General features: G+C 67.6%; 19 protein-coding genes and 2 tRNA genes. 11 read left to right on the plus strand and 10 right to left on the minus strand.

Annotated features, from left to right (window positions below; genetic code table 11):
• Positions 1-8: 8 nt before the first annotated feature.
• The 9 genes from ACWIFB_RS08865 to rpmH all read right to left on the minus strand — a co-directional run bounded on the left by ACWIFB_RS08865 (position 9) and on the right by rpmH (position 6,479).
• Positions 9-680 carry a hypothetical protein gene (locus ACWIFB_RS08865; RefSeq protein WP_452098301.1) on the minus strand — a complete coding sequence of 224 codons (672 nt, stop codon included), beginning with the start codon at positions 678-680 and terminating at the stop codon, positions 9-11.
• Entirely contained in the window at positions 677-1,774 is a 1,098-nt protein-coding gene (locus ACWIFB_RS08870; protein WP_454058030.1) for a ParB/RepB/Spo0J family partition protein, read from the minus strand. The genes ACWIFB_RS08865 and ACWIFB_RS08870 overlap by 4 nt, the downstream gene beginning before the upstream one ends.
• Entirely contained in the window at positions 1,771-2,739 is a 969-nt protein-coding gene (locus tag ACWIFB_RS08875) for a ParA family protein (RefSeq protein ID WP_452098303.1), read from the minus strand. The genes ACWIFB_RS08870 and ACWIFB_RS08875 overlap by 4 nt, the downstream gene beginning before the upstream one ends.
• 160 nt (positions 2,740-2,899) lie before the next feature.
• Positions 2,900-3,649 (minus strand): 16S rRNA (guanine(527)-N(7))-methyltransferase RsmG, encoded by a 750-nt coding sequence (gene rsmG, locus ACWIFB_RS08880; RefSeq protein ID WP_454058031.1) that lies wholly within the window; start codon positions 3,647-3,649, stop codon positions 2,900-2,902.
• Between the two features lie 170 nt (positions 3,650-3,819).
• Positions 3,820-4,308, minus strand: coding sequence for a Jag family protein (locus tag ACWIFB_RS08885; protein WP_454058032.1), 489 nt, complete (start codon positions 4,306-4,308; stop codon positions 3,820-3,822).
• Positions 4,309-4,437: 129 nt separating this feature from the next.
• Complete coding sequence (gene yidC / locus ACWIFB_RS08890; protein ID WP_454058033.1) at positions 4,438-5,646, minus strand: membrane protein insertase YidC; 1,209 nt, start codon at positions 5,644-5,646, stop codon at positions 4,438-4,440.
• Positions 5,647-5,658: 12 nt separating this feature from the next.
• Entirely contained in the window at positions 5,659-5,955 is a 297-nt protein-coding gene (yidD, locus tag ACWIFB_RS08895; protein WP_344995606.1) for a membrane protein insertion efficiency factor YidD, read from the minus strand.
• Entirely contained in the window at positions 5,955-6,317 is a 363-nt protein-coding gene (gene rnpA / locus ACWIFB_RS08900) for a ribonuclease P protein component (protein ID WP_230929659.1), read from the minus strand. Before rnpA ends, yidD begins: the two co-directional genes overlap by 1 nt.
• Positions 6,318-6,335: 18 nt before the next feature.
• Positions 6,336-6,479, minus strand: coding sequence for a 50S ribosomal protein L34 (rpmH, locus tag ACWIFB_RS08905; RefSeq protein ID WP_230929658.1), 144 nt, complete (start codon positions 6,477-6,479; stop codon positions 6,336-6,338).
• 547 nt (positions 6,480-7,026) lie between these two features.
• Here rpmH and dnaA point away from each other — a divergent pair.
• The 6 genes from dnaA (at position 7,027) to gyrB (ending at position 15,466) form a co-directional block, all read left to right on the plus strand.
• A complete protein-coding gene (gene dnaA / locus ACWIFB_RS08910) occupies positions 7,027-8,532 on the plus strand; it encodes a chromosomal replication initiator protein DnaA (protein WP_452098308.1) in 1,506 nt (501 codons plus the stop codon).
• Positions 8,533-8,656: 124 nt separating this feature from the next.
• Positions 8,657-9,760, plus strand: coding sequence for an alpha/beta hydrolase (locus ACWIFB_RS08915; protein WP_454058034.1), 1,104 nt, complete (start codon positions 8,657-8,659; stop codon positions 9,758-9,760).
• Positions 9,761-10,213: 453 nt separating this feature from the next.
• Positions 10,214-11,389, plus strand: a complete 1,176-nt coding sequence (gene dnaN / locus ACWIFB_RS08920) for a DNA polymerase III subunit beta (RefSeq protein ID WP_452098310.1) — start codon at positions 10,214-10,216, stop codon at positions 11,387-11,389.
• An 18-nt stretch (positions 11,390-11,407) separates the two neighbouring features.
• Positions 11,408-12,706 (plus strand): DNA replication/repair protein RecF, encoded by a 1,299-nt coding sequence (gene recF, locus ACWIFB_RS08925; RefSeq protein WP_454058035.1) that lies wholly within the window; start codon positions 11,408-11,410, stop codon positions 12,704-12,706.
• Positions 12,703-13,257: a DciA family protein gene (locus ACWIFB_RS08930; RefSeq protein ID WP_344995625.1), complete on the plus strand. Its 555-nt coding sequence runs from the start codon at positions 12,703-12,705 to the stop codon at positions 13,255-13,257. The genes recF and ACWIFB_RS08930 overlap by 4 nt, the downstream gene beginning before the upstream one ends.
• Before the next feature lie 88 nt (positions 13,258-13,345).
• On the plus strand, positions 13,346-15,466 hold the full coding sequence (gene gyrB, locus ACWIFB_RS08935; RefSeq protein ID WP_454058036.1) for a DNA topoisomerase (ATP-hydrolyzing) subunit B: 2,121 nt from the start codon (positions 13,346-13,348) through the stop codon (positions 15,464-15,466).
• A 57-nt stretch (positions 15,467-15,523) separates the two neighbouring features.
• On the opposite strand, the gene ACWIFB_RS08940 is transcribed toward gyrB, so the two are convergent.
• Positions 15,524-16,870 carry an alpha/beta fold hydrolase gene (locus ACWIFB_RS08940; RefSeq protein WP_454058037.1) on the minus strand — a complete coding sequence of 449 codons (1,347 nt, stop codon included), beginning with the start codon at positions 16,868-16,870 and terminating at the stop codon, positions 15,524-15,526.
• Between the two features lie 159 nt (positions 16,871-17,029).
• On the opposite strand from ACWIFB_RS08940, the gene gyrA reads away from it, so the two are divergent.
• From gyrA to ACWIFB_RS08965, 5 genes are all read left to right on the plus strand, one after another.
• Positions 17,030-19,558 (plus strand): DNA gyrase subunit A, encoded by a 2,529-nt coding sequence (gyrA, locus tag ACWIFB_RS08945; RefSeq protein ID WP_295650173.1) that lies wholly within the window; start codon positions 17,030-17,032, stop codon positions 19,556-19,558.
• Positions 19,559-19,561: 3 nt separating this feature from the next.
• Complete coding sequence (locus ACWIFB_RS08950) at positions 19,562-20,251, plus strand: DUF3566 domain-containing protein (RefSeq protein WP_344995637.1); 690 nt, start codon at positions 19,562-19,564, stop codon at positions 20,249-20,251.
• Between the two features lie 98 nt (positions 20,252-20,349).
• Positions 20,350-20,423 (plus strand) — tRNA-Ile (locus ACWIFB_RS08955).
• A gap of 83 nt (positions 20,424-20,506) precedes the next feature.
• Positions 20,507-20,579: transfer RNA gene (locus tag ACWIFB_RS08960), tRNA-Ala, on the plus strand.
• Between the two features lie 5 nt (positions 20,580-20,584).
• Entirely contained in the window at positions 20,585-21,871 is a 1,287-nt protein-coding gene (locus ACWIFB_RS08965; RefSeq protein ID WP_454058045.1) for an MFS transporter, read from the plus strand.
• The last annotated feature ends 1 nt before the right edge of the window (position 21,872 follow it).

Genomic DNA, 21,872 nt, shown 5'->3' on the forward strand with positions numbered 1-21,872 from the left:
TGCGGCCCTCAGCGGCTCCGGATCATCGCCGAGGCACCGGAGAGGACTCCGAGCTCTCGGGTGACGATTCCGCGTTCGGCGAAGAGCTTGTCCAACGCGTGCTCGACGTCGGCCTTCCACTGATGCTCACTGTCGATGTCCAGGCGCAGTCGGGGGTACGTCTCGTGGTCGGCGACCACGGTGAACCCGTGCTCCACCAGGAAGCTCGCGGGTGGAACGCATGCGTCTGCGCCGCACCCGTCACGTGACGCTTCCGGGTCCGGGTTCTCGTTCGTGACCCCGAAGGCCTCGATCGCCTTGATTCCGCGACTGCGTAGGTCCACCACGACGGAATCCAGCAGGGCGGTGAGAGCACCCGCGGGCGCTCCGGACTCGACTGTCATTCCGGCCAGGAGAATGGCATCGGCGCCTACGGGCCCAGTGGGGAAGCAGGCCGCGCGGGGCACCATGCCCGGCGGCGCGTAGAAGACGGCGCCTGCCGCATGGTCCTCCTCGCTCGCGATCTGTCCGCACGCCCCCCATTCGAGACTGACATGGGAGATCCATGCCTCCTTCTCGAACTGCGGATCGCCGGGCGTCGCGGTGGCGTCGAGCCCGTCGGTCTGCCAGTAGACACAGCGTCGGCTCCTCGGCCCGAGTTGGTCCACTGCGGAGAGACTGAGTGTGCGGAGGGAGATCATCGCGAGGTTCCGGCCGACCCACCCTCGAGTAGTCCGAGGACGCGCTCGAGATCATCGGTGTCGCCCACGTCGATCGTGATCCGCCCCTTCCGGCGACCCATCGAGACGGAGACCGTGGTCTCGAAGCGGTCCGAGAGCCGGCCGGCGACGGCCTCCAGCTCCGGATTCCGCTGATGACCCCGGGGCTCCGGACGGGGCTTCTTCTCCGAGCTGTCGCCCTCGCGGTTGGCGATCGTGACGATCTCTTCGGTGGCCCGGACAGAGAGCCCCTCGGCCACGATACGAGCCGCCAGCTCATCCTGCGCTGCGGCTCCGGCCTCGAGCCCCAGAAGGGCACGCGCGTGGCCGGCAGAGAGGACCCCGGCTGCGACGCGACGCTGCACGGCGGTGGGGAGTTGCAGGAGCCGGATGCTGTTCGTGATCGCGGGACGCGACCGGCCGATCCTCGAAGCGAGCTCGGACTGCGTCACCTTGAACTCGTCGAGCAGCTGCTGATACGCCGCCGCCTCTTCGAGCGGGTTGAGCTGCACCCGGTGGATGTTCTCGAGAAGTGCATCCCGGAGGAGATCTTCGTCCTCGGTCTGGCGGACGATAGCGGGGATGGTGGGGAGTTCAGCCCACTGGCTCGCTCGCCAACGTCGCTCACCCATGATGAGCTGATAGCGATCGTCGCCCAGTTCACGGACGACGATCGGCTGTAGCAGCCCGAACTCCTTGACCGAGTGGGACAGCTCGGCGAGCGCCTCCTCGTCAAAGTAGGTGCGCGGCTGCTTGGGGTTCGGCTCAATGGCTGCGGGAGAGATCTCTCGGTACACCGCACCCGGGTCGACGAGATCCGCTGTTTCACGTGAAACGCTCGACTCGGTCCCGGCATCGGTGGCAGAGCCCCGCTGGCCTGTCTTCGCCCGGGACTCCCCACGACCAGGAGACCCGCCTGCAGAACGCGGACGCGGGGGAGTGGTGCGCGGACCACCGGACCGCGGTCCGAGAATGAGGTCCGCTGCGTCGTCCCCGAGTCGGGGGCCTTCGTCCGGGCCGGTGGGGATGAGCGCGGCAAGACCACGGCCCAGTCCGCCCTTACGCTGCTGACTCATCGGCCATCCTCCACGTTGCTCTCGCCGTCGCTCGCCGAAGCGACCGTAGCGTCCCGGTCAGGGTCGGCGTCCGGTGTCTGATCCTCGTCGCCCCCGAATCGTGGATCCCGACCATTGAGCTCTCGCGCCGCGTCGAGGTACGCGAGCGCTCCACGTGAGCCGGCGTCGTACTGGAGGATGGTCATTCCGAAGCCCGGGGCCTCCGACACCTTGACGCTTCGTGGGATCACGGTCTTGAGAACGCGGTCTCCGAAGTGGTTTCGAACCTCACCGGCAACCTGCTCCGCGAGCTTGGTGCGGCCGTCGTACATCGTCAGCATGATGGTGGAAATGTCGAGGCTCGGGTTGAGGTGCTGCTGAATCAGCTCGACGTTCCGAAGCAACTGACCGACGCCCTCGAGCGCGTAGTACTCACACTGAATAGGAATCAGCACCTCGTGGGCGGCCACCATGGCGTTGACGGTCAACAATCCGAGTGACGGGGGGCAGTCGATGAAGACGTAGTCGATCCCCAGGGACGCCAGGTCGTCCTTGTCCAGGACCTCGGCAAGCCGACGCTCACGGTAATCGAGACCGACGAGCTCGATCTCCGAGCCCGCCAGATCTATCGTGGCGGGAATGCAGAAGAGTCGCTCCGCGTGGGGGCTCTTCTGCATCAAGTCCTCCGCAGCCTGTTCCCACATGAGGAGCTCGTAGCTGGACGGCGTTCCCTCACGGTGATCTACGGCCAAAGCCGTGCTCGCGTTGCCCTGAGGATCCATATCGATCACCAGCACCCCCAGGCCACGCATCGCGAGAGCGGCCGCGAGATTGACGGTCGAGGTGGTCTTACCGACGCCGCCCTTCTGGTTGGCGATGGTGATGATCCTGGTCTCGGTCGGGCGCGGCAACGCAGGCGCGTCCCCGCGGAGCACCTCGCTCGCCTGCCTTGCGGCGGCGAAGATCGGGGTCTCGTGGTCGGACATCCGTCACCTTTCAAGTCTCTCAATCAGCGGGTGGTATTCCCGATCGTTTGGCCGCTCTGCGCCCCACCCGACTCGGCGAGCCCAGTGTTTCACGTGAAACCGACATTGTCTGGTCGGCAGGATTTCATTCGGGGCATGGTCCAACACGGCCGCGCCCAACTCACCGCCGACGCTTGGCAGAGCCTCGCGAGCGAGCGTCCCGGCCCCCCATCTTAGTCCCCAGTGTGGCGATAACCAGCCTCGTCTCTTCGGCATCCGGAGCCGAGACGACTTCGACCCGGACGTCGGTGAAGCCCAACCGCGTCAGAGCGGCCCGGTCCCGTTCGATCTCCTCCACTGCCGAGGATCCCTTGAGCGCGACCATCCGGCCACCCACTCGGAGAAGCGGGGCGGACCAACCGGCAAGCTTGGCCAGCGGGGCAACAGCGCGAGAGGTCACGACGTCCGATTCTCCCGCTTCAGCAATGACTACTTTCTCCTCAGCCCTGCCGCGGATCACCCGAACGTCAATACCAAGACTGCCGATGATCTCTTCCAAGAAGGTGACCCTCCGCAGTAGCGGCTCGACGAGCGTCATCTGAAGATCCGGCCGGGCCAGTGCGAGAGGAATGCCGGGCAGACCGGCACCGCTGCCGATATCGACCACCGACTCGCCGTCGGCGAGGTGGGACGCGGCGGCCGCACTGTTGAGTACGTGACGATCCCACAGCCGTGGCCGCTCGCGTGGACCCATCAGCCCCCGCTCGAGCCCGGCGGTGGAGAGGAAGTCGACGTACTGCTGTGCCAGACCCGACCTGTCGCCGAACACCGTCTCGACACTGGGTGGCGGGGGAGGGGTCGCGTCGTCGTCGCCGGGACCATTCGACTCGAAGCCGTCACGTGACGCTTCAGCACCTGTGGGTTCGGACATGGTCGATACGCCTCACAATCGGGTCGGGGGAGTGGTGTTTCACGTGAAACTCCACAGGGAATTACACAGCTGTGACTAACGGCCTAGTTCGCACCACAGCGCTGGATACCGGCCAAATAGCTCAGGGGTGCGGGTGTCACCCCGCACCCCCGGAACGCCATCGTCCATCGCTACGCCGGAAGAACGACGACCCGACGATTCGGCTCGACACCGGTCGAATCAGAGGAGACACCCTCGATCTCGGCGATCGCATCGTGGATGATCTTCCGCTCGAACGGACTCATCGGCTCCATCTCCTCGGAATCACCGGCCTCGAGAACACGTTGCGCCACCGCGCGGCCAGTTTCGGAGAGCGCCTCCCGCTTGTTCGCACGCCAGCCTGCGATATCCAGCATCAGACGGCTCCGGTCCCCGAGCTCCTGTTGCACAGCGAGTCGGGTCAACTCCTGAAGAGCATCGAGCACAGCGCCATCCGCACCGACGAGAGAGTCGAGATCCCCGCCGCCATCGATACTCACCATGGCGCGATCACCCTCGACGTCCAGATCGATGTCCCCATCGAAGTCCAGAATGTCGAGGAACTGTTCAAGGTAGTCGCCGGCGACCTCGCCCTCCTCGACCAAACGCTCCTCGGACACCTCGATGTTTCTCTTCGACATGGACCTGCCTCCGTCGTGAACGCCGATCGCCGCACATGCTCCGAGCGGCGAGTACCTACCCCAAGTATGGGACAAGGTCCCGGATGCCGGGGCATCGGGGACCTTGTCCGTGTGCGCAGTCCGTTCGGGTCAGCGCTTCTTCTTCTTCTTCTTGCTCTTCGGTTTGGAACCGGAGGCCTTCTGAGCCGGCCTGCTACGTTGCCCACCCGGCGCGTGCGGCTTCTGGCCGGGTCGGGGTTTGGCCCCCGGCGTCGACGCCGCGCCCGCAGGCGTCGCCTCCCCGTCGGCTGCGGAAGCCACATCGGTCTCCACATCGATCGTGGAGGTCGCGCCCTCCTGAGCACGCGACGCCGACCCCAGGGCGGATCCGGCCGGACGGGCGTTCTTGGCCTTGACCGGCTTGACACCGACCTTCGGCGCGAGCGACTTCTGCTCCTCGCGACGCTGCAGCGCAGCGGCGTCGTCCTCCTTGGCCATCTTCTCGTACAGGTAGTACTGCTGCGCGAGGGTCCACAGGTTGTTGGTGACCATGTAGACGAGGATCGCCATCGGCCAGAAAGCACCGGTCACCAGAATGCCGATGGGGAACGCCCACAGCATCAGCTGGTTCATGATCTTGGCCTGCGGATTGGCGGCGGCCTGCGGCGACTGGTGGGACAGCGACACTCGCGCGTTCAGGTGCGTGGTCACCGCCGAGACGACCATCAGCGGGATGGCCACGAGGAGGATGTTCCAGCGGGCGAAGTCCAGCATCGCCCCCGGCTCCACGAAGGCCTGGAACTGCTCGACCGGCTGCGAGATGAAGGACGAGAGCGGCGCACCGAACAGACGCGCGTCGAGGAAGCTCTGGACCTCGTCCGCACTGAAGACGTAGTTGCCGGTGTTACGGGTTTCCTCGGCCGTCATCCCCAGCGCGTTGAACTGGGTGCCCATCCGGTTGAACGACCGCAGCACGTGGAACAGCCCGAGGAACACGGGGATCTGGATGAACATCGGCAGGCAGCCGAGAAGCGGGTTGAACCCTTCGGACTTCTGCAGCTTGCGGGTCTCGACGGCCAGTTTCTCGCGGTCGTTCTTATACCGCTTCTGCAGCTCCTTCATCCTGGGCTGCATCTCCTGCATTTTGCGGGAGAAGCGGATCTGCTTGGCCGCCGGCCAGAACAGCATGATTCGCAGCGTGACGACGAGGAAGATCACCGACAGCGCCCAGATGATGCCGTTGGAGTCGGCGTTGTTCACCCACGGCAGGAGTCCGCCGAGGAACGCGAAGATCTTGTGCCAGAACCAGAGGATCCCGGAGATCGGGTAATAGACCAGAGGGTCCGTGATGAACGACATGGGTGGGGAGTCCTAGCTACGTTCGGAAGAAGTCGGATGCTCGGGGGGCGCGGAGCCGGGATCGGGCGCGCGTGGCTCGGGGACAGGATCCCAGCCGCCCGGGGTCCACGGGCCACAACGAAGGATGCGCCAGACCGAAAGCCATGTTCCGTACCAGGCACCGTGGACCCGGACCGCCTCCACCGCATAGCTGCTGCAGGACGGAACGAACCGACAACTCGGGGGCGTCAGCGGTGAGATGCCCTTCTGGTAGAAGTCCAGCATCCACAGAAGGACCCGGGCAACGGGTCCGGGGCGGGGTCCGGCCATCACCGCGAGCCTCTCGCCCGGGCGGACGCAGTCTCCAGGCCGGAGCGCAGATCGCGCACGAGATCCTCGTGCGTCGCGGTGGCCGATGCCGGGTTGGCGCGGATGACGACCATGAGATCGGGCTCGAGCCCGTCGATGAGATCGGCCGCGATATGACGAAGCCGCCGGCTGACGCGGTGACGGGTCACCGAGTCGCCGACGGCCTTACTCACGACGAGCCCGAAACGGGGACCGCCCACGCGGATCTCCGAGGAGTCCACGTGGGCGTGTACGACCATGGTCCGGCGGCCCTTCCTGGCACCCCGACGCACCACCGTCGCGAAATCAGCGGAACGGTGGAGCCGGTGCCGCCCGGGGAGCACCCGCCGACCCGGCCGGAATCAGGCCGTCAGCGCGGAACGGCCCTTGCGACGGCGAGCCGCGACGATGCCGCGACCGGCACGGGTCCGCATACGCAGACGGAAGCCGTGCACCTTGGCACGACGACGGTTGTTCGGCTGGAAGGTCCGCTTGCCCTTGGCCATGGTTGGCTCCTCACATTGATGTCGGCGCCGAAACCGGCACGCGATCGAGTTCGAGACGTCGTCGAAACACCGATGACGGCGGCACCACGACGCGCCGCACGCTCTTCAGGCGCGCGACAGACTGTTCAAGATTACGCGCAGTAGCCGCCCGCCACCAAACCGTGTGATCACATTCGTATCTCCCGTACCACTTCGCAGGCCATCGCGACACGCCAACGGCGATGATGCTTGACTTCCGGTCTCCACTTGATCTTGAGGGTTGCCCAGTCGTTCACAGTGTTGTTACCGTCGTTCATCATCGAGCCCTACAGGGTCGCGCAACCGAGAACTCAGGCGTCCCAGATCCCACCCCACCCGGTCGTCGACGAATCACAACCTCTGGCCCTGCAAGGGAGAGGTCTATTTACCCACAGCTGTGGACAACCGTGTGGATATCCCAGTGGACCTGGGATCACGCCTGTGGATAGAGTGTGGTTCCCGCACGAGACGGACAACGATCCGCCGGACCCGACGATCATCGACACCAAACGAGAGGAGACCGCTCACCGTGTCTCCTGAGCTCGAACACGTGTGGAGCGCCGTTCTCGACAGACTGACGGATCCGGACCTCGCGAGCGACGACAACCCGGCCCTGTCCCGCCAACAACAGGCCTGGCTCCGGCTGGTCCAGCCCATCGCCGTGGTCAACGGGTTCGCGATGCTCGCGGCACCGTCGGCATTCGCGCGCGACAACATCGAATCAGTGCTCCGCGGCCCCATCACCCGGGCGCTCAGCTCGCAGTTGGGCGAACCCGTCGATCTCGCGGTCAAGGTGGACACGTCGCTCGCCGGCGCCCAACAGCCGACGGATGACGCGGGCGAACCGGACATCGATGTGGACGAGATCCACCGCCCCGAGCCCGAGGACGAGGTGACCCCCTCGGCGCCGCGGCCCACCCGCATGACCGAGGAGCAGATCGCCGCCGAGCGGTTGCTCCACGGGAGCGATCGCGACGAGGCGCTGTCCGCCGCGACCGCTCCGGGCCTCAACGAGCGGTATACCTTCAGCGCGTTCGTCCAGGGCAACTCCAACCGGTTCGCCCGCGCGGCGGCCCTGGCCGTTGCCGAAGCGCCGGCCCGCGCCTACAACCCGCTGTTCATCTGGGGCGAATCCGGGCTGGGCAAGACCCACCTGCTGCACGCGATCGGTCATTACTCCCTGCGGATGTACTCCGAACAGAAGGTCAAGTACGTCTCGACCGAGGAGTTCACGAACGATTTCATCAACTCCGTCCGTGACGGCCGCCAGAACATGTTCAAGAAGCGGTACCGCGAGGCGGACATCCTCCTGGTGGACGACATCCAGTTCCTCATCGGCAAGGAGCAGGTGCAGGAGGAGTTCTTCCACACCTTCAACACGATCCACAACGCCCAGAAGCAGATCGTCATCTCCTCGGACCGCCCGCCCAAGCAGCTGCAACCTCTCGAGGACCGGCTGCGCACGCGGTTCGAGTGGGGTCTGATCACCGACATCCAGCCACCCGAGCTCGAGACGCGGATCGCGATTCTCGACAAGAAGGCCAAATCCGAGGGTTACGAGGTTCCCCGCGATGTCCTCGAGCTGATCGCGACGCGTGTCCAGCGCAACATCCGCGAGCTCGAGGGCGCGCTGATCCGTGTGGTCGCATTCGCCTCGCTCAACGGTCACGAGATCGACGTCCCGCTCGCCGAGGTCGTCCTGCGTGACGTCGTCTCGGACGACGACTCGCTCCAGATCTCGGCCGCGACGATCATGGCGGTGACCGCGGAGTTCTTCTCGACGAGCATCGACGAGCTGTGCGGATCGTCCAAGACGCGGTCGCTGTCCCGGGCCCGTCAGATCGCGATGTACCTGTGCCGCGAGCTCACCGACCTGTCGTTGCCCAAGATCGGCGTGACGTTCGGCGGCAAGGACCACACCACCGTCATGTACGCCCAGCGCAAGATCCTCAAAGAGATCAAGGACGATCGGCGTACCTACGACCAGATCCAGGAACTGACCGCTCGCATCCGCGAACGCTCCCGCGCGATGTGAAGAAGTTTTTTCGCTAACCTCGACGGCATATGTTCCGCGCGGGGTGGCCCGCGCCCGTTCTTTCACCCGAGGGGGGAAGGGGTGTCAGGGCCGTGATCTCGGGCTCCGCGACTCCCCGGCAACAATGGTCATGGCCGATCGTCCAGAAGTTCAGACCGCGTCGCCGGCTGTCGCCGCGATCACGATGGTGGGTCTGGGTCAGAATCTCCTGACCGGACTCGCCCGCGTCCCGTTCGTCCGGCCGTGGCAGGGCCCGGGGAACATCGTCGACAACCTGGGCCAATCCGTGACCCGCCAGACCATCCGGTCGTTCATGGGCTACTCACTCGGACTCCCGATCGAGGAGTTCCGGTCCATGGAGCAGGTGATCGACGGGATCTGTTCCGTCGTCCTGCCACCGTATGTCCGCGGGATCGACGGCGTGACGATCACCCGCGAGGTCATCGGGGGGGTCCCCGGCCTGTGGTGCCGCCGCAGCGCCGGCAAGAACGCGCAGGAACAGGTCGACGGCACCATCCTCTACCTGCACGGCGGTGGCTACATCGGAACCTCGCCCATGATGTACGCGGCCTTCGCCTCGGCCACCGCCAAGCGGACCGGCTGCGACATCTTCATCGCCGACTACCGCATGGCCCCGGAATTCCCGTTCCCGGCCGGCGTCCTCGATGCCGCGAGCGTGTACGCGGCGCTCCTGGAGCAGGGGATCAGGCCCGAGAACCTCATCATCGCCGGGGACTCCGGAGGCGGCGGGCTGGCCGCCTCCCTGATCTCGCACCTGAACGTCTCCGGCATGCCCGTGCCGGCGGCGCTCGCCCTGTTCTCCCCGGAGACAGATCTCGAACTGGACCAGCCGTCCGTCTCGGACAACGCGCGGTACGACATCCTGCCGTGGAACGTGCCCACGGCCCCCTATCTGCAGGGAATCGCCCCGGGTGATCCACTGGTCTCGACCGTCAACGCGGCGCTGAGCCCTGACTGGTTCCCACCCACCTTCGTCACCTCGGGCGGGAACGAGATGTTCCGGGACGGGATCCGGGAGCTCGTGGCCCATCTGCGGGACGCGGACATCGAGGTCCACGCGATCGAGGCCGAGGGCATGTTCCACGTCTTCCCGATCCTCATGCCGTGGCTCGAGGTGTCCCGCCGGGCCTTCGAGGAACTGGACGAATTCGTCGACTCGCACGTCCGGTCACGGCGGTATATCGACATCGGCAGCGACGAGGACTGACTCACCCGCGCCCCGAATCACGCATTCTTGACCACCAACCACACCTTTCACAGCTGTGGACAAAGCTGTGGGATCTTGTGGACCAACGGTGGACAAGGGGTGGACCGGGTCTTGTGATTCCACCGGGGCTCCGAACCAAATCACAAGAATCAACGGATGCGTCCACACCACGAAATCGCGCTGGACCTGTAATGACAAGTCTCGGCTCACAATTTCACAGGACCTACTACTACCTCTTATCTCTTTAGATAGTTCTTGTTAGAAGTAGGGATGTGGAACGGCGAGTCCGCTTGACCGGGTTACACCCCTTCCGTGTGACCCGTGTCGGTGCGAGCGGTTACTCTCATGGAGACGTCTCGCCGCCCGGCGACGGGACGCGCCGCACGACCGCCCCACAAGACCACTCGTCCAGATACCCGAAGCGGTGTCAGCCCTGCCTGAAAGAGGTCATCGATGGAGATCACGGATCCGACGTTCCGCGTCACCCGCGAGGACTTCGCGGATTCCGTGGCCTGGGTGGCGCGCACGCTGCCGTCGCGCCCGTCGGTGCCGATCCTCGGCGGGGTGCTGCTCGAAGCAGATTCGGGACTGACCATCTCGGGGTTCGACTACGAGACGTCGGCCCAGGTCTCGGTTCCGGCCGAGGTCTCCGAGCCGGGTAGCACGCTCGTCTCCGGTCGACTGCTGGCCGACATCGCGCGGGCACTGCCGGATCGCCCTGTCGAGGTGACCGTGACCGCGCAGAAGATGTACATCACCTGCGGGTCCGCCAAGTTCACGCTGCCGACCATGCCGGTCGAGGACTACCCGCAGTTGCCGACCATGCCGGAGGTCACCGGTTCGGCGCAGGTCGACGCGTTCTCCGAAGCGGTCTCGCAGGTCGTCGTCGCGGCCGGCAAGGACGACACGCTGCCGATGCTGACCGGAATCCGGATGGAGATCGAGGGCCCGCGGGTCACGCTCATCGCCACCGACCGCTTTCGCCTCGCCATCCGCGAGTTCGAGTGGGAGCCGGCGCGCGATGACGTCGCGGTGGAGGTGCTCATCCCGGCCAAGGCGCTCTCGGAGGTCACGCGTTCGGCCGGTGCCGGCGGCCGCGTCGACCTGAGCCTGGGGGCCGGGTCCGAGGTGGGCGCCGAGGGAATCCTGGGGGTCCTGGTCTCGGGCCAGCGCACCACCACCCGCCTTCTCGACGCGGAGTTCCCCAAGGTCCGTCAGCTTCTGCCGCCGCAGCACAACTCGATCGCGGTGGTCGAGGTCGACGCCCTGATCCAGGCCATCAAGCGTGTCGCCCTGGTGGCGGACCGCGGTGTTCAGGTCCGGCTCGCGTTCAGCGAGGGTGAGCTCGCGCTCTCCGCCGGTGGCGACGACGCCGCGCAGGCCAACGAGACGCTCCCGGTCGACTTCGTCGGGGAGCCGCTGACCATCGCCTTCAACCCGGGCTACCTGCTCGACGGTCTGGGCAGCGTCCACTCCTCGCGCGTGGCGTTCGGGTTCACCCAGGCCAGCCGGCCGGCCGTTCTGCGCCCCGCGCCCGAGACGCTCCCGGAGCCCGACGCGGACGGTGCGATCGCCCCCGTCGACTCGAACCACACCTACCTCCTCATGCCCGTGCGCCTGCCGGGCTGACGTCAGCCGCGAGCCGGCATGCACCTGCGTCATCTGAGACTTCTGGATTTCCGCTCCTGGCCGCTGCTCGAGCTCGAGTTGGAGCCGGGGGTGACCACCCTCATCGGGCGCAACGGACACGGCAAGACCAACGTCCTCGAGGCGATCGGCGTGCTGGCCACCCTGCGTTCGCACCGGGTCGCCGCCGACGCGCCGATGATCAGGACGGGAGCGGAGACCGCCCTCGTCGGGGCACTGGCCCACAATGCCGGACGCGAGCTCACCGTCGAGCTCGCGCTCAATTCGGGCAAGGCCAACCGTGCGCGTCTGAACACGTCGCCGTGCCGGCGGCTCGGTGACATCCTCGGCGTGGTCCAGTCCGTGCTGTTCGCACCGGAGGACCTCGCCCTGGTCCGGGGCGAGCCCGCCGAACGTCGGAGGCTGCTCGACGAGCTGATGTCCCAGCGCCGGCCCGCACTCGGCGGCGATCTCGCGGACTACGCCTCGGTGCTCCGCCAGCGCACGGCTCTTCTCAAGTCGGCGTCGAGCGCACTTCGCCGGGGCCGACCGGAGGAATCCGCCGCCGCCCTGGACACCCTCGACGTGTGGGACGGCCGTCTGGCGGGGCTGGGGGCGCAGATCGTCGCCGGGCGGGTGACTCTCCTCGAGCAGCTGCGTCCCCTCGCCGTCGACGCCTATCGGACCCTCGCACCGGAGTCCCGCCCGGCCGCTCTCGCCTACCGGTTCCGGGTCGCGTCGCCCCCCGCGGAGTCGGAGCTGACCGATCCCGAGTTCGTCGAGGCGCTCCTGCTGAGCGAACTCGGGCGGCGCCGCCGTGAGGAGATCGAGCGCGGCCAGTCACTCGTCGGACCGCACCGGGACGACCTGATCCTCACCCTCGGCGAGGAGCCGGCGAAGGGCTTCGCGAGCCACGGCGAGACGTGGTCGTTCGCGCTCGCGCTACGCCTCGGATCGCTCGAACTGTTCCGTGCCGACGGCATCGAACCGGTCCTCCTACTCGACGACGTGTTCGCCGAACTCGACCGTCACCGCCGCGCCGCACTGGCTGATGTGGCGGCCGGCGTGGAGCAGGTTCTCATCACCGCGGCGGTCGGCGAGGACGTGCCGAGCGGGCTCCGCGGGGTGCGTCATGACGTCGTGATGACGGGCGAGGGAGCCGATCGTCACTCCGGGATGACACTGTCACAACGGCGGGACGACGACGTGGGTGGCCGGGACGGTGGCCCGGGTAATGAGGTGGGCGGCCCGGGCGCCGACGGGTATGACGACGACGGCGAGAGCCGCGACACCGATACCGGAAGTGGGGTTTCGCTGTGACGAACAGGCCGGGTGGGGATTCGGTAACACCGTCTGACCCGCCACAACGTGGTTATGACATCGCCAAGCAGGCGCTCGAGGAGGCGCGGGCCCGGGCGCGTGCCGAGGGCAAGCAGGTCGGTCGTGGCCGCTCCGCTCCGGTGGGCACCGGCCGACGTCTGCGCAAGCGCGGGTGGACAGGGTCCGGCGCCGACCCGTGGGATCCGCAGCCCCTCGGCAAGCTCTTCGGTCAGATCGCCAAGAAGCGCGGCTGGGACGACAAGGTCACGACCGGCCGGCTCTTCGCGGAGTGGGGGCGCATCGTCGGCGAGGACGTCTCGGCGCACGCGACGCCCGACCGGTTGGAGGAGGGGATCCTCTACGTCCGGGCCTCGAGCACCGCGTGGGCCACGCAGCTGCGACTGATGTCCGCGGACATCCTGCGCAAGATCGCGGCGGCGATGGGACCGGGGCACGTGCGCCGGCTCAAGATCGAGGGGCCGGAGAAGCCGAGCTGGCGCAAGGGGCCGTTGCACGTGTCCGGACGCGGTCCGCGCGATACGTACGGATAGGCCGCCGGGCGTGCCTGTGGGCCGTCCCGCGGTTCCCGCAGGTAGACTGGCACGGTCCCAGACCCGACGAGACGCGAGGAGTTCGCACGTGGCGGACGCCAAGAGCAAGAGCCCCAGTGAATACGGTGCATCCTCGATCACCGTCCTCGAGGGGCTCGAGGCCGTCCGGATGCGTCCGGGCATGTACATCGGCTCGACCGGCCCCCGGGGTCTGCACCACCTGATCTGGGAGGTCGTCGACAACTCGATCGACGAGGCCATGGCGGGCTACGCGAGCGGCGTCCAAGTCACGCTGCTCGAGGACGGCGGCGTCGAGGTCATCGATGACGGCCGCGGCATCCCCGTGGAGATGCACGAGCAGGGCATGCCGACCGTCCAGGTGGTCATGACCCAGCTGCACGCGGGCGGCAAGTTCGACTCGGACTCCTACGCGGTCTCCGGTGGTCTGCACGGTGTCGGCATCTCCGTGGTCAACGCGCTGTCGACCCGCGTCGAGGTGCAGATCAAGCGCGACGGACGGCTGTGGCTCCAGGACTTCGATATGGCGGTGCCGGCGGAGATCGTCGACGCCGGCCCGGCGGAGGGCACAGGGACGCGCGTCCGTTTCTGGGCGGACCCGTCGATCTTCGAGACCACGGAGTACGACTTCGACGTGGTGGCCCGTCGCCTCCAGGAGATGGCGTTCCTCAACAAGGGCCTGACCATCACGCTCATCGACCGGCGCGCCCGTGCCCAGCGGGCGGCGGAACTCGACGCCATCGCGGACAGCGAGGGCGCCGGGGGCGACTCGGGTCCGGGCTCGGACGAGGCGTCGGATGTCGAGAACGCGGTCGACGCGGAGAAGGCGTTCAATGAGGGCGCCGAGGCGGCTGCTGCGGACGAGGCGGAGGTCGAGGTCGAGCCCGCCAAGGTCCGCGAGCGCAAGCGCACCTTCCACTACCCGGACGGGCTGAAGGACTACGTCACCGCGATCAACAAGTCCAAGACCTCGATCCACCCGACGATCCTCTACTTCGAGGGCAAGGGCACCGGCCACGAGGTCGAGGTCGCGATGCAGTGGAACTCCGGCTACTCGGAGTCGGTCCACACGTTCGCCAACACCATCAACACCCACGAGGGCGGCACCCACGAGGAGGGTTTCCGAGCGGCGCTGACCTCCCTGGTCAACAAGTATGCCCGCGACAAGAAGCTGCTCAAGGAGAAGGACCCCAACCTCACGGGTGACGACATCCGTGAGGGCCTGGCCGCGGTGCTGTCCGCCAAGATCGCCGACCCGCAGTTCGAGGGGCAGACCAAGACCAAGCTCGGCAACACCGAGGTCAAGGGGTTCGTGCAGCGCCAGGTCGCCGAGCACGTGGGGCACTGGTTCGAGGCCAACCCGGCGGAGGCCAAGACGATCGTCAACAAGGCGATCGCCTCGAGTCAGGCTCGCGTCGCCGCGCGCAAGGCCCGTGAGATGGTGCGCCGCAAGTCCGCCACCGATATCGGCGGTCTGCCCGGCAAGCTCGCCGACTGCCGCTCCAAGGATCCGTCCAAGTCCGAGCTGTACATCGTGGAGGGCGACTCCGCCGGCGGCTCGGCCAAGTCGGGCCGGGACTCGATGTTCCAGGCGATCCTGCCGCTGCGCGGAAAGATCATCAACGTCGAGAAGTCGCGGATCGACAAGGTCCTCAAGAACGCCGAGGTCCAGGCCATCATCACGGCCCTGGGCACCGGCATCCACGAGGAATTCGACATCGAGAAGCTGCGCTATCACAAGATCGTGCTCATGGCCGACGCCGACGTCGACGGCCAGCACATCGCGACGCTGCTGCTCACGCTGATCTTCCGGTTCATGAAGCCGCTCGTCGAGAACGGTCACGTCTACCTGGCGCGGCCGCCGCTGTACAAGCTCAAGTGGGGCAAGGGCGAGCCGGACTTCGCCTACTCGGACCGCGAGCGGGACGAGCTGCTCAAGATCGGCCTCGAGAACAAGCGCAAGATCAACGTCGACGACGGCATCCAGCGCTACAAGGGTCTGGGCGAGATGAACCCCAAGGAGCTGTGGGAGACCACCATGGACCCGACGGTCCGCACGCTGAGCCTGGTGACGCTCGACGACGCGGCTGCCGCTGACGAGCTGTTCTCGATTCTCATGGGCGAGGACGTGGACGCGCGACGCAGCTTCATCACCCGCAACGCCCGCGACGTGCGCTTCCTGGACGTCTGACGCCGCGACCCCCGGGCAGGTCCACCGTGTCGGCGTGGCCCGATCCGTGGGTGTGGGTCAGAAGGCGCCGCAGTCGTCCGGGGCGGGGAGCCCGGCGAGCCGGTCATGGACGAACTGCAGCGCCAACGGGAAGTTGGTCACCGCCGCGGCGGCGTGGGTGACCCCCGCGACCGGCGGCGTCGTCTCGTGATGGAAGTGCACGGTCGCACCCTGCGCACACCAGTCGCGACCCAACTGCTCGACCTGGCCGAGGGGGATGATGTCGTCATTGACCCCGCCCGCCAGCATCACCGGCACCGAGGGCACCGCATTGCCGATGCGCTGGTGATCGAGTACGGCCAGCGCGGCCGGCTCCGCACGGATGACCTCACCCAGGCGGCGCCCGGTGGACGTCCACTCGTCGGTGGTCCGGCCTGCGTAGGTCGACCGCAGATCGAGAGTGCACAGCCCGGAGATGTCGGCCAGTGCCGCGCGACCGGCGTCGTTGATGTTGCGCTCGATCACGTCGCGCAGTGACGGGTAGCGGTCCACCATCCCGTTGATCGCGAATCCGATCGCGCCGGTGAGGGTGGAGCCGTCGATGTGGTCGAGTACCGCGAGCAGGTCCGCCGGCGGCGCCGAGGCGTACGCGGCCCGCAGATCGACGTCCGGGGCGTAGCCCGGCGCGAGTTCGGCGGCCGCGGCCGAAGCACCGCCGCCCTGGGAGTGACCCCAGAACACCACAGGCGACTCGCCCGCCAGGGATCGTGCCGCGCGGGCGCCGTCGAGCATGGCGTGCCCCTGCTCGACACGGTCGGAGTACGTGTGGACCCCCGGCGTGCCGAGACCGATGTAGTCGATGACCATCACCCGGAACCCCTGGGACGCGAGTGCGAGGGCGAACGCCTCCTCGTACGACGGGACGGCACCGCCGGTCTGTGGGTTGACGCCCACCGCGGACTCGACGTTCCGGGACGGTGCACATGCATCACCCTGCCCCTGGGTCCCCGGCCCGATCACCACCGTCGGCCGCGGCCCGGCACCTGTCCACGGGCCGGTGGAGTCGTACAGCGCCGCCGAGGTCGCGACGGGCGCACCGTGGACGTCGGCGGTCTGGTAGATCAGCCGCTGCGCGACGGCCGGCAGTGGCGAGGCCAGCGGTGGGAGCCCGGGGACATCGACGGCCAGCGGCAACGAGGTGGGCTCAGTGCGCAGGACCGTGCCGGGGTCGGCGGCGGGAAGTCCGGAGGTGTCGTAGAAACCGCCGGGCTGATCGAACTGCTCTCCGGGCGTGGCAGCGGCCGCTGCCGACGTTGTCGTCGTCGTCATCACGGCGGGCATGGCCGTCGCGCACAGGGTGAGGGACGCCGCCACGGCGACCCCCGCGCGGCGCCGTCGGCGGACCGGATTCGAGTGCTGGCTCATGCCCGGATGCTAGGACCGTCAACACCGCGCGGCAGGAGATCGAGGATATAGAGGACAGTGCCGCGTGCCCGTACGTGCTGTTTCCGCAGGACCTATAGACTGGACCGGTCGAAGTGACGCTTCCAGGCGCCGCTTCGAAAGCGAGACGAAGAGGAGCCCATGACGGACACCACGCTGCCGCCCGAAGCCGGGGGACACGACCGCATCGAGCCGGTCGACATCCAGGCCGAGATGCAGAGAAGCTACATCGACTACTCGATGAGCGTCATCGTCGGGCGCGCGTTGCCGGACGTTCGGGACGGCCTCAAGCCCGTGCACCGCCGCATCCTCTACGCGATGTGGGACAACGGCTACCGCCCGGACCGCAGTTACGTGAAGTCGGCCAAGCCGGTCGCCGACACGATGGGTAACTTCCACCCGCACGGCGACTCGGCGATCTACGACACGCTGGTGCGCCTGGCCCAGCCGTGGGCGATGCGCTATCCGATGGTCGACGGCCAGGGCAACTTCGGTTCCCGCGGCAACGACGGCGCGGCCGCCATGCGTTACACCGAGTGCAAGATGACCCCGCTCGCCATGGAGATGGTGCGGGACATCGAGAAGAACACGGTCGACTTCCAGCCGAACTACGACGGCAAGACGCAGGAGCCCGTGGTCCTGCCGTCCCGTGTTCCGAGCCTGTTGATCAACGGCTCGAGCGGTATCGCCGTGGGTATGGCCACCAAGATGCCGCCGCACAACCTGCGCGAGGTCGCGGAAGCGGTCTACTGGGTGCTCGAGCATCCTGACGCGACCGAGGAGGAGTCGCTCGAGGCGTGCATGGCACGCATCAAGGGCCCGGACTTCCCGACCGCCGGGTTCATCGTGGGTGACCAGGGGATCAAGGACGCCTACCGCACCGGACGCGGCTCGATCCGCATGCGGGGCAAGACCTCCATCGAGGAGGAGGGCAGCCGCACGGTCATCGTGATCACCGAGCTGCCGTACGAGGTCAACCCGGACAACATGATCCTGTCGATCGCGGAGCAGCTGCGCGACGGCAAGATCGCCGGCATCTCCAAGATCGACGACGAGTCCTCGGACCGCGTCGGCCTGCGCATCGTCATCACGCTCAAGCGGGACGCCGTCGCGAAGGTCGTCCTCAACAACCTGTACAAGCATTCGCAGCTGCAGACATCGTTCGGCGCCAACATGCTCTCGATCGTCGAGGGCGTCCCGCGGACCCTGCCCATCGACCAGCTGGTGCGCCTGTACGTCACGCACCAGATCGAAGTGATCGTCCGCCGCACCCAGTACCTGCTGGACGAGGCCGAGAAGCGCGCCCACATCCTGCGCGGTCTGGTCAAGGCACTCGACGCGCTCGACGAGGTGATCGCGCTGATCCGCCGGTCCGAGACCGTCGACATCGCGCGCCAGGGCCTCAAGGACCTCCTGGACATCGACGACGACCAGGCGCAGGCGATCCTCGACATGCAGCTGCGGCGCCTCGCGGCGCTCGAGCGGCAGAAGATCATCGACCAGCTCGCGTCCATCGAGCTCGAGATCGCGGACTACAAGGACATCCTCGCCCGGCCCGAGCGCCAGCGCGCGATCGTCGGCGACGAGCTCCGCGAGATCGTCGAGAAGTACGGCGACGACCGCCGTACGGTCATCATCCCGGCCGACGGTGACGTACGCGACGAGGACCTCATCGCCCGCGAGGACGTGGTGGTCACGATCACCGAGACCGGGTATGCCAAGCGGACCCGCACCGACCTGTACCGCGCCCAGAAGCGCGGCGGCAAGGGCGTGCGCGGTGCGGAGCTGAAGCAGGACGACATCGTCCGCCACTTCTTCGTCTCCTCGACACACGACTGGCTGCTGTTCTTCACCACCAAGGGCCGCGTCTACCGGATCAAGGCGTACGAGCTGCCCGAGGCCAATCGCACCGCGCGCGGCCAGCACGTGGCCAACCTGCTGGCGTTCCAGCCGGAGGAGCGGATCGCCAGCGTCATCCGGATCAAGGGCTACCAGGACGCTCCGTACCTGGTCCTGTCCACGCGGAACGGTCTGGTCAAGAAGTCGCGTCTCGAGGACTATGACTCCCCGCGTTCGGGCGGCCTCATCGCCGTCAACCTGCGTGATGGCGACGAGCTCGTCGGCGCGGCACTCGCCGGCCCCGACGACGACCTGCTGCTGGTCTCGGAGAAGGGCCAGTCGATCCGCTTCCACGCCAACGACGACACGCTACGCCCGATGGGCCGCGCCACGTCCGGTGTCATGGGCATGCGGTTCAACGACGGCGATGCACTGCTGAGCATGTCCGTCGTGCGGGCCGACACCTCGGACCAGGAGAAGTACTTCCTCCTGGTGGCCACCGAGCGCGGCTACTCCAAGCGCACCGCGCTGAACGAGTACACGGCGCAGGGACGCGGCGGCAAGGGCGTGCTCACGCTCATGTTCGATCCCAAGCGCGGCAAGCTCGTCGGTGCGACGATCGTGGAGTTGCAGGACGAGCTGTACGCCATCACCTCCAGCGGTGGCGTGATCCGTACGTTCGCCAAGCAGGTCCGCAAGGCGGGTCGCCAGACCAAGGGCGTGCGCCTGATGAACCTGGCCGAGGGCGACGCGTTGCTGGCCATCGCCCGTAACGCCGACGAGCCCGACGAAGAGGACCGGTCCGAGGCCGAGTCCGTCGAGGAGGCGTAAGCCATGACCGAGCCGACCGATCCGGCCGCCAGCGGCCCCACACCGAAGGGGTCCGCCCCGGCGCCCGGTTACGGCGCCTCGGGGGACACCTCCGCCACCGCGTCATCGGCCGGGTCGACGGCCTCGACGCCGGCGTTTTCGTCGTCGTCGGACCCGTCACCGGGCGCACCGGCGGTCGCCCCGACCGACACGACCCCGAGTAGTGCGGAAACCACCCGGTTCCCCGCCGCCACCCAGCACCGCGCCGAGGGCGGGTTCGGCGGGGTCTCCACGGCTCCCTCCGGCGGCGCCGCCGGACGCGCCGCACCGATCATCTCCCCGACGGACCGCCGCGGTCCGCTCGAGTCGGTCCTGGTGCTGCGCCGGATCGATCCGTGGTCCGCGTTCACCACGGTCCTGGGCCTGATGTTCGCGCTCTATCTCGTGTGGATGGTCGCGATCGGCGTGACGTACCTGCTGCTGTCCGGCATGGGCGTCTGGGATCGCCTCGGTGGGCTCCTGTCCGGCGTGGCGGGTGACGAGTCGGCGTCTGTCATCGGGCCGTCGACGATCTTCCTCTACAGCGGTGGAGTCGGCCTGCTCAACGTGCTGCTGTTGTCGATCCTGTGCACGCTGGCCGTGTTCATCTACAACCTCGCCGCCGGCCTGACCGGCGGAGGCGTGCAGGTGACGCTCGCCGACCGGCGAAACTGACCGTCTCGGATCGCGACTCCGGACCGCCGAAACGATGCAGGTCGGCGGCCGATTTGGGGTAATGCGAGGGCGTCGGGTAGATTAATCCATCGGTACGAGGGCCTATAGCTCAGGTGGTTAGAGCGCCAAACTGATAATTTGGAGGTCGGAGGTTCAAGTCCTCCTAGGCCCACTCCGACAGGCAGACGCCGGATCCGCAAAGCCGGGTCCGGCGTTTATGCTTGGAGGTACGCATCGGCCACCTCGCCGATGTGCGGGGCCTTAGCTCAGTTGGTAGAGCGCTGCCTTTGCAAGGCAGATGTCAGGGGTTCGAATCCCCTAGGCTCCACTGAAATCAGACGCGTCGCCCATGCCCCATGCCAGGCACGCAGTTCGCACGCCGCCCCCCTTTCGGCGGAGAGGCAGACCGTGGAAACGACCCCTCGACCCTCGTGGCGCCCCTTCGTCCTGATCGCCCTCGTGGTGACCGTGGCGCTGGCCTCCAGCGCGACCCCCACCCCGCTCTACGTCGACTATCAACAGGCGTGGGGTACCAGCGGCACCATGATCACGGTCGTCTACGCCGTGTACGCCCTGGCCGTGCTGATCCCGCTGCTGCTTCTCGGCAGGCTCTCCGACGCGGTCGGGCGCCGGCCGGTCATCCTCGCCGGGCTCGTACTGCTGGCGGTGAGCATGGCGGTCCTCGCCGCCGCGCCGAACGTGGGCTGGCTCATCGCGGCCCGCATCACGCAGGGCGTGTCGGTCGGGCTGATCACCGGCCCCGCCGCGGCAGCGCTGATCGAGCTCCACCCACGCCGTGATTCCCGGATCGGCGCGCTCACCAGCAGCTCAACCACGAACTTCGGCATCGCCGGCGGTGTTCTCCTCTCGGGCGCGGTGGCCACGGTGTCGTCGTCGCCCCTGACCCTCCCGTACCAGGTGATCGCGGCGGCGACCCTGGTCCTGCTCGCCGCGGTGTGGGCGTGCGTGCCGGAGACCGCCGGCGGTTCCTCGACCGTGCGCGAGTCGTTGCGGCTGCGGCCGCCGACCGTGCCCGCGCGGATGAGGTCGACGTTCGCGCTGGCGGCGATCTGCGTGATCGTCTCGTGGTCGGTCGGCGGAGTGTTCCTGGGACTCGGCGGGGCCATAGCGCGCGATCTGCTGGGCCGATCCGATTACCTGGTCACCGGCCTGGTCGTGGCGGCGCTCCAGGGCGCCGCGGGCGTCGCGCAGTTGGTGTGGAACCTGCGCGCGGGGCCGGACCAGTGGCGGCGCGGCATGAGCGTCGGGGTGGCGCTGCTGCTGCCGGGGCTCGTCGTGGCCTCGTTCTCGCTGGAGTGGCGCACGGTGCCGGGATTCCTGCTCGCGGCCCTTCTCACCGGACTGGGGATGGGCCTGCTGTTCCTCATCGGCACCACGCTCGTGGCACAGAGCGCTCCCGCCGAGGCCCGGGGGCAGGTGTTCGCCGCGCTGTACCTCGTGGCGTACACCGCGCTCGGGGTGCCCGCCGTGCTCGCGGCGCTGGCCGCCGAGCGGATCGGACTGATCCCGGCGTATCACCTGTTGGCGGCGATCGTCGGTACGACCGGTCTCGTGGCACTGGCGGTGGTGGCTGTACGAGGTCGCGGGCGCGAGCGCTGAC

It is taken from the genome of Dietzia sp. NPDC055340 (assembly GCF_053645335.1).

Coding starts and splice junctions, on each gene's coding strand:
- ACWIFB_RS08865 (WP_452098301.1), bottom strand. CDS start 680: ATGATCTCCCTCCGCACACTCAGTCTCTCCGCAGTGGACCAACTCGGG.
- ACWIFB_RS08870 (WP_454058030.1), bottom strand. CDS start 1,774: ATGAGTCAGCAGCGTAAGGGCGGACTGGGCCGTGGTCTTGCCGCGCTC.
- ACWIFB_RS08875 (WP_452098303.1), bottom strand. CDS start 2,739: ATGTCCGACCACGAGACCCCGATCTTCGCCGCCGCAAGGCAGGCGAGC.
- rsmG (WP_454058031.1), bottom strand. CDS start 3,649: ATGTCCGAACCCACAGGTGCTGAAGCGTCACGTGACGGCTTCGAGTCG.
- ACWIFB_RS08885 (WP_454058032.1), bottom strand. CDS start 4,308: ATGTCGAAGAGAAACATCGAGGTGTCCGAGGAGCGTTTGGTCGAGGAG.
- yidC (WP_454058033.1), bottom strand. CDS start 5,646: ATGTCGTTCATCACGGACCCTCTGGTCTATTACCCGATCTCCGGGATC.
- yidD (WP_344995606.1), bottom strand. CDS start 5,955: ATGGCCGGACCCCGCCCCGGACCCGTTGCCCGGGTCCTTCTGTGGATG.
- rpmH (WP_230929658.1), bottom strand. CDS start 6,479: ATGGCCAAGGGCAAGCGGACCTTCCAGCCGAACAACCGTCGTCGTGCC.
- ACWIFB_RS08915 (WP_454058034.1), top strand. CDS start 8,657: ATGGTCATGGCCGATCGTCCAGAAGTTCAGACCGCGTCGCCGGCTGTC.
- dnaN (WP_452098310.1), top strand. CDS start 10,214: ATGGAGATCACGGATCCGACGTTCCGCGTCACCCGCGAGGACTTCGCG.
- recF (WP_454058035.1), top strand. CDS start 11,408: ATGCACCTGCGTCATCTGAGACTTCTGGATTTCCGCTCCTGGCCGCTG.
- ACWIFB_RS08940 (WP_454058037.1), bottom strand. CDS start 16,870: ATGAGCCAGCACTCGAATCCGGTCCGCCGACGGCGCCGCGCGGGGGTC.
- gyrA (WP_295650173.1), top strand. CDS start 17,030: ATGACGGACACCACGCTGCCGCCCGAAGCCGGGGGACACGACCGCATC.
- ACWIFB_RS08950 (WP_344995637.1), top strand. CDS start 19,562: ATGACCGAGCCGACCGATCCGGCCGCCAGCGGCCCCACACCGAAGGGG.